The organism is Streptomyces olivoverticillatus (assembly GCF_014203555.1).
GTDB classification, from domain to species: domain Bacteria; phylum Actinomycetota; class Actinomycetes; order Streptomycetales; family Streptomycetaceae; genus Streptomyces; species Streptomyces olivoverticillatus.
Window position 1 is genome coordinate 146712 of sequence record NZ_JACHJH010000009.1, and the last position, 7044, is coordinate 153755.

Consider the following 7044-nt stretch of genomic DNA (forward strand, 5'->3'; position numbering starts at 1 on the left):
CTAATCCTTCGCCGTAAGGTCGGTCCTGCGCGACGGTGCTGCAGCTCAGGACGGAGAACCGCCCCGGACACGGTCGCGTTTCGTGAAAGACAATGGGGCCATGGGACGCGGCAACCTTCGGATCTACCTCGGCGCGGCACCGGGCGTCGGCAAGACCTACGCCATGCTCTCCGAGGCGCACCGCCGTGCCGAGCGCGGCACCGACGTCGTCGTGGGCTTCGTGGAGCACCACGGCCGCCCGCGCACCGAGGTCATGCTGCACGGCCTGGAGGAGATCCCCCGCAAGGAGCTCGTCTACCGCGACACCGTCTTCACGGAGATGGACGTGGACGCCGTCCTGGCCCGCCGCCCGGCCGTGGCCCTCGTGGACGAGCTGGCCCACACCAACGTCCCCGGCTCCCGCAACACCAAGCGCTGGCAGGACGTCGAGGAGCTGCTCCAGGCCGGCATCGACGTCGTCTCCGCCGTCAACATCCAGCACCTCGAGTCGCTGGGCGACGTGGTCGAGTCGATAACGGGCGTCCGGCAGCGCGAGACCGTACCCGACGAGGTCGTGCGGCGCGCGGACCAGATAGAGCTGGTCGACATGTCGCCGCAGGCCCTGCGCCGCCGCATGGCGCACGGCAACATCTACAAGTCCGACAAGGTCGACGCCGCCCTCTCCAACTACTTCCGGCCCGGCAACCTCACCGCCCTGCGCGAGCTGGCCCTGCTGTGGACCGCCGACCGCGTCGATGAATACCTGCGGCAGTACCGCACCGACCACGACGTCTCCACCATCTGGCAGGCCCGCGAGCGCATCGTCGTCGGCCTCACCGGCGGCCCCGAGGGCCGTACCCTCATCCGCCGCGCCGCCCGGATGGCCGCCAAGGGCTCCGGCAGCGAGATCCTCGCCGTCTACATCGCCCGCAGCGACGGGCTGACCTCCGCCTCGCCCAAGGAGCTGGCGGTGCAGCGGACGCTCGTCGAGGACCTCGGCGGCACCTTCCACCACGTCATAGGCGACGACGTGCCGGCCTCCCTGCTGGAGTTCGCCCGCGGCGTCAACGCCACCCAGATCGTGCTGGGCTCCAGCCGCCGGAAGACCTGGCAGTACGTCTTCGGCCCCGGCGTCGGCCAGACCGTCGCCCGCGACTCCGGCCCCGACCTCGACGTGCACATCGTCACCCACGAGGAGGCGGCCAAGGGGCGCGGGCTGCCCGTCGCCCGGGGCGCGCGGCTGGGCCGCGGCCGGATCGTGGCCGGCTGGCTCGTCGGCGTGGTCGCCCCCGCGCTGCTCAGCCTGCTCCTGACGCACATCGTCCCGGACGTGGGCCTCGCCAACGACATGCTGCTGTTCCTGTGCCTGACGGTCGGGGCGGCACTGCTCGGCGGCCTGTACCCGGCACTGGCCTCGGCGGCCGTCGGCTCGCTGCTGCTCAACTACTACTTCGTCGAGCCGCTCCACCAGTGGACGATCACCGACCCGAAGAACATCGTCGCCATCGTGATCTTCGTGCTGGTCGCCGTGTCCGTGGCCTCCGTCGTGGACCTGGCCGCCCGCCGCACCCACCAGGCCGCCCGGCTGCGGGCCGAGTCCGAGATCCTCTCCTTCCTCGCCGGCAGCGTGCTGCGCGGCGAGACGAGCCTGGACGCGCTGCTGGAGCGGGTCCGCGAGACCTTCGCCATGGAGTCCGTGGCCCTCCTGGAGCGGGCCGGCGAGGTCGCCTCCTGGACCGTCGCGGCCAGCGTCGTGACCAACTCCGGCAAGCCCCTGCTGCGCCCGGAGGACGGCGACGTCGACATGCCCGTCGGCGACAACCTGGCGCTCGCCCTCGCCGGCCGCGTGCTGCCCGCCGAGGACCGCCGCGTGCTGGCCGCCTTCGCCGCCCAGGCCGCCGTGGTCCTCGACCGGCAGCGGCTCGTCGGCGAGGCCGAGCGCGCCCGCCGCCTCGACGAGGGCAACCGCATCCGGACCGCCCTGCTCGCCGCCGTCAGCCACGACCTGCGCACCCCGCTCGCGGGCATCAAGGCCTCCGTCTCCTCCCTGCGCTCCGACGACGTCGCCTGGTCCCCGGAGGACGAGGCCGAGCTGCTGGCGGGCATCGAGGACGGCGCCGACCGCCTCGACCACCTGGTGGGCAACCTGCTGGACATGTCCCGTCTCCAGACCGGCACCGTCACCCCGCTGATCAGGGAGATCGACCTCGACGAGGTCGTCCCGATGGCGCTCGGCGGCGTCCCCGAGGGCAGCGTCACCCTCGACATCCCCGAAACGCTGCCCATGGTCGCCGTCGATCCCGGGCTGCTGGAGCGCAGCGTCGCCAACATCGTCGAGAACGCCGTCAAGTACAGCCCCGAGGGCAAGGCCGTCCTGGTCTCCGCCAGCGCGCTCGGCGACCGTGTCGAGGTCCGGGTCGCCGACACCGGGCCCGGCGTACCCGACAACGCCAAGAACCGGATCTTCGAGCCCTTCCAGCGGTACGGCGACGCACCGCGCGGCGCCGGGGTCGGCCTCGGCCTCGCGGTCGCCCGCGGCTTCGCCGAATCCATGGGCGGCACGCTGGCGGCCGAGGACACCCCCGGCGGCGGCATGACCATGGTGCTCACGCTGCGCGCGGCCCCCGGCGGCGCGCCCGTGCGCCCCGAGCTCCCGGCGCAGGTCACCTCGTGACCCCGGCGCGGGGCCACACGCTCCGACCGACCGACCGAATCCCCGGGCCCCGATGCGGGACCCGCACGAACAGCAGAGGTGGTTCAGCATGAACCGGGTGCTCGTGGTGGATGACGAGCCGCAGATCGTCCGCGCTCTCGTGATCAACCTCAAGGCGCGGAAGTACGAGGTCGACGCCGCGCCCGACGGCGCCACCGCCCTCCAGCTCGCCGCCGCACGCCACCCGGACGTGGTCATCCTCGACCTCGGCCTGCCCGACATGGACGGCGTCGAGGTGATCAAGGGCCTGCGCGGCTGGACGCGGGTGCCGATCCTGGTCCTCTCCGCCCGCCAGACCTCCGACGAGAAGGTCGAGGCGCTCGACGCGGGGGCCGACGACTACGTCACCAAGCCGTTCGGGATGGACGAGCTGCTGGCCCGGCTGCGGGCCGCCGTGCGGCGCGCGGAGCCGACGGGGGCGTCGGCCGCGGGCGACGACGCGATCGTCGAGACGGAGGTCTTCACGGTCGACCTGGCGGCGAAGAAGGTCAACCGGGGCGGGCGCGATGTGCGGCTCACGCCGACGGAATGGCATCTGCTGGAGGTCCTCGTCCGCAATACGGGGCGTCTCGTCAGTCAGAAGCAGCTGTTGCAGGAGGTGTGGGGGCCGTCGTACGGGACGGAGACGAACTATCTGCGGGTGTACATGGCGCAGCTGCGGCGGAAGCTGGAGCTTGATCCTTCGCACCCGAAGCACTTCATTACTGAGCCGGGGATGGGGTACCGGTTCGAGCTGTGAGGCTCGGCCCGCGGGGCCACCGGTACGCTGGGTTCATGAGCGCCGTACCCCGTTCCGAGAAGCCGGTCGGACGATTTCGCCGGATGCTGGACCGGCTGTCCACGTCGCAGGAGGAGCTGCATCACGCCGAGCTCCAGCAGGACGCGGAGGCCGTGGGCTGTACGCGCATCTGCGACTGCGACGACCGGCAGATCGTCAAGGTCACCGGCACGCTGCGGACCGTCACGCTCCGCCCGCGTGCCGGGGTGCCCGCCCTGGAGGCGGAGCTCTTCGACGGCTCGGCCGCGCTCGACGTGGTCTGGCTCGGGCGCCGTTCCATCGCCGGCATAGAACCGGGCCGTAAGCTGATCGCCTCCGGCCGGATCTCCATGAGCCGCGGCCGCAGGGTGCTGTTCAACCCCCGATACGAACTCCGACCGCTCGGACAGGAGTAGCCCTTGTCGTCCCACGGCAAGCCGAAGAACCAGCAGACAGCTCAGGACGCGGACTCCAGAGCGGTCACCGAGGCCGCCCTGTTCGAGGCGTTCGGCGGGGTCCGGGGCATGGTGGAGACCACCGTCCCCGGCCTGGTCTTCGTCGCGATCTACACGGTCAAGCGGGACATCCACATCGCGGCGATCGCCGCCGTGGGCCTGTCCCTGGCGCTGGGCATCGCGCGGCTGGTGCGCAAGGACACCCTCAAGCACGCCTTCAGCGGCGTCTTCGGGGTCGCCTTCGGCGCGGTGTTCGCCATGATGTCCGGCGACGCCAAGAACTTCTACCTGCCGGGCATGCTCTACACCCTCGGCCTGGCGGTGGCCTACATCGTCTCGTCGCTGGCGGGCTTCCCGCTGATGGGCCTGATCCTGGGGCCGGTGTTCAAGGAGAACCTCTCCTGGCGCACCCGCAACCCCGGCCGCAAGGTGGCCTACACCAAGGCCAGCTGGGCCTGGGGCCTGATCCTGCTCGCCAAGTCGGCGATCCTCTTCCCGCTCTTCTGGTGGGGCGACGCCACCCAGCTGGGCTGGGTGAAGGTGGCCCTCGGCATCCCGCCGATGCTGCTCTCGGTCTATCTGACCTGGATCTTCCTGTCGAAGGCGCCGCCGCCGATCGACGTCTTCGCCGAGATGGAGGCCGCCGAGGCGGCCGAGCGTGAAGCGAAGGCCGCGGCCCGCTGACGCAGGCGCCGCACGGCGGCCGTACGCACGAGGAGGGCTTCCGGGAATCGTCCCGGGGGCCCTCCTCGCGTACGCACGTGCCCGGCGTCAGCCCGCCGTGTCCTCGCGCCGCACCGACAGCAGGTCCTCCAGCTGCTCCTCGCGGGCCGGGGCCGCCACGAACAGCAGCTCGTCGCCCGCCTCCAGCGCGTCCTCCTTGTTCGGGGTCAGGACGCGGTTGCCGCGGATGATGGTGACCAGCGAGGTGTCCTCCGGCCAGTCCACGTCCCCGACCCGGGTGCCGGCCAGCGCCGCCTCCGGCGGCAGGGTCAGCTCCACGAGGTTGGCGTCGCCCTGGCTGAAGCGCAGCAGCCGCACCAGGTCGCCCACGCTCACAGCCTCCTCGACCAGCGCGGACATCAGGCGCGGCGTGGAGACGGCCACGTCCACGCCCCAGGACTCGTTGAAGAGCCACTCGTTCTTCGGGTTGTTCACCCGGGCCACGACGCGCGGCACGCCGTACTCCGTCTTGGCGAGCAGCGAGACCACGAGGTTGACCTTGTCGTCGCCGGTCGCGGCGATGACCACGTTGCAGCGCTGCAGCGCCGCCTCGTCCAGCGAGGTGATCTCACAGGCGTCGGCCAGCAGCCACTCCGCCAGCGGCACCCGCTCCACCGAGATGGCGGAGGGCGCCTTGTCGATGAGCAGCACCTCGTGCCCGTTCTCCAGCAGCTCGCCCGCAATGGAACGGCCGACGGCGCCGGCACCGGCAATTGCGACCCTCACAGCATTACTCCGTTCGCTTCTCCGCCCACGCGGCGAAAGCGCGCGTCGTACTTCGTCTGTGGCAGCGGGGCCACGTGTGCGTCGCTCACCGATGCGCCTCCTCGGGACCGGCGGAGAACGCCGCCTCCACCTTCTCGACCTCGTCGGTGCGCATCATCACGTGCACCAGGTCACCTTCCTGCAGCACCGTCGAGGACGACGGCAGCATCGCCTCGCCGAGGCGGGTGAGGAACGCGACGCGCACCCCGGTCTCCTCCTGGAGCACGCTCACCTTGTGGCCGACCCACGCCTGCGAGACGGGGACCTCGGCGAGCTGGACGCCGCCGCTCGGGTCCCGCCACAGCGGCTCCGCGCCCGACGGCAGCAGCCGCCGCAGCATCTGGTCCGCCGTCCACCGCACGGTGGCCACGGTCGGGATGCCCAGCCGCTGGTAGACCTCGGCGCGGCGCGGGTCGTAGATGCGGGCCGCCACGTTCTCCACGCCGAACATCTCGCGGGCCACCCGGGCCGCGATGATGTTGGAGTTGTCGCCGCTGCTCACTGCGGCGAAGGCGCCCGCCTCCTCGATGCCCGCCTCGCGCAGGGTGTCCTGGTCGAAGCCGACCCCGGTCACCCGCCTGCCGCTGAAGCCGGAGCCGAGGCGGCGGAAGGCCGTCGGGTCCTGGTCGATCACGGCGACCGTGTGACCTCGCTGCTCGAGGGTCTGCGCGAGGGCCGAGCCCACTCGCCCGCACCCCATGATCACGATATGCATGCTATTGCCCCGTGCTCCGGATTCCCGCGCTGACCTGCATCAACACCCTGCTCACATCTTTCTTCTCAGCCTCACGGGCCCCACGGGAAACAGCCCGCGGGTACGACGTGGCGCACCCACGGGAGCCAGTGTCCGCGTCGGCGCACGGCACCACCGTATCCGCAACCCCCCACAGACCGGGTGTCCGGACCACCGAATGGTGTCCGGTCCCGGCGCCCGGCACCCCGCCCTGTGGTGGCCGGAGCACACCCCGCGGCAGGCATCCGGGAGCGTCCCGGCGCCCGGGAGCGGCCCGGCGGTGTGGCCGGACCACCACCCGAGGGTCCCGACGGGTGCGCTGCACACCTGGGCGCGCGGGGGTGCGCCCCCGCACCGTTGTAGGGCAGCCCGCAGAAGCGGGCCCGTGCGGCGGAGATGGGGGTACCGATGACTGGAGTCGCTCTGCACTCGAGGGCGGATGGGCTGCGGGCACAGGCTTCGGCGGAGCTGGAGGCGCAGGATGTGGTGCTTGCAGAGCTCTGTGCGGCGTTGTTTGTGTCGCTTCCGCGCAGTGATCAGCGTCGGCGGGGTGAGGCGTATGTGCGGGGGTTGCTGGGGGCGCGGGGGCGGAAGTCGATTCGCAGTATTGCCGCGTTGATCGGTGGGCAGGCGGCGGAGCAGAGTCTGCATCATTTTATTTCGAGTTCGACGTGGGAGTGGGGGCCGGTGCGTCGGGCGTTGGCGCAGTTTGTGGTGGGGGCGTTGGCGCCGCAGGCGTGGGTGGTGCGGCCGATGGTGATTCCGAAGGCGGGGGAGAATTCGGTGGGGGTGGATCGCCGGTTCTGTCCTGCGGTGGGGCAGGTGCTCAATGCGCAGCAGGCGGTGGGGGTGTGGGCTGCGTCGGGGGAGCGGAGTGTGCCGGTGAGCTGGCGTCTGCATCTGTCGGAGGCGTGGCTGG

Annotated in this window: 7 protein-coding genes; 5 read left to right on the plus strand and 2 right to left on the minus strand. The window is 71.5% G+C overall.

The genetic code is table 11. The features are described from left to right. The first annotated feature begins 100 nt into the window (after nucleotides 1-100). From FHS39_RS24310 to FHS39_RS24325, 4 genes are all read left to right on the plus strand, one after another. A complete protein-coding gene (locus FHS39_RS24310; RefSeq protein WP_045934048.1) occupies nucleotides 101-2653 on the plus strand; it encodes a sensor histidine kinase in 2553 nt (850 codons plus the stop codon). An 88-nt stretch (nucleotides 2654-2741) separates the two neighbouring features. Continuing rightward, nucleotides 2742-3431, plus strand: coding sequence for a response regulator (locus tag FHS39_RS24315; RefSeq protein WP_045934047.1), 690 nt, complete (start codon nucleotides 2742-2744; stop codon nucleotides 3429-3431). A gap of 35 nt (nucleotides 3432-3466) precedes the next feature. Continuing rightward, nucleotides 3467-3865, plus strand: a complete 399-nt coding sequence (locus FHS39_RS24320) for an OB-fold nucleic acid binding domain-containing protein (RefSeq protein ID WP_078847914.1) — start codon at nucleotides 3467-3469, stop codon at nucleotides 3863-3865. Nucleotides 3866-3868: 3 nt separating this feature from the next. After that, nucleotides 3869-4588, plus strand: coding sequence for a DUF3159 domain-containing protein (locus tag FHS39_RS24325; RefSeq protein ID WP_045934045.1), 720 nt, complete (start codon nucleotides 3869-3871; stop codon nucleotides 4586-4588). 87 nt (nucleotides 4589-4675) lie between these two features. Here the strand turns inward: FHS39_RS24325 and FHS39_RS24330 are convergent, their stop codons facing one another. Continuing rightward, nucleotides 4676-5353, minus strand: coding sequence for a potassium channel family protein (locus FHS39_RS24330; protein WP_045934044.1), 678 nt, complete (start codon nucleotides 5351-5353; stop codon nucleotides 4676-4678). Nucleotides 5354-5438: 85 nt separating this feature from the next. After that, nucleotides 5439-6107 carry a potassium channel family protein gene (locus FHS39_RS24335; protein ID WP_184351634.1) on the minus strand — a complete coding sequence of 223 codons (669 nt, stop codon included), beginning with the start codon at nucleotides 6105-6107 and terminating at the stop codon, nucleotides 5439-5441. Between the two features lie 426 nt (nucleotides 6108-6533). On the opposite strand from FHS39_RS24335, the gene FHS39_RS24340 reads away from it, so the two are divergent. Next, nucleotides 6534-7044: IS701 family transposase (locus tag FHS39_RS24340; RefSeq protein ID WP_184351635.1), on the plus strand; the 511-nt coding region annotated here is incomplete at its 3' end.

Excerpts from the sequence above, each read along its gene's own strand:
- FHS39_RS24310 (WP_045934048.1), top strand. The coding sequence starts at position 101 with ATGGGACGCGGCAACCTTCGGATCTACCTCGGCGCGGCACCGGGCGTC.
- FHS39_RS24320 (WP_078847914.1), top strand. The coding sequence starts at position 3,467 with ATGAGCGCCGTACCCCGTTCCGAGAAGCCGGTCGGACGATTTCGCCGG.
- FHS39_RS24335 (WP_184351634.1), bottom strand. The coding sequence starts at position 6,107 with ATGCATATCGTGATCATGGGGTGCGGGCGAGTGGGCTCGGCCCTCGCG.
- FHS39_RS24315 (WP_045934047.1), top strand. The coding sequence starts at position 2,742 with ATGAACCGGGTGCTCGTGGTGGATGACGAGCCGCAGATCGTCCGCGCT.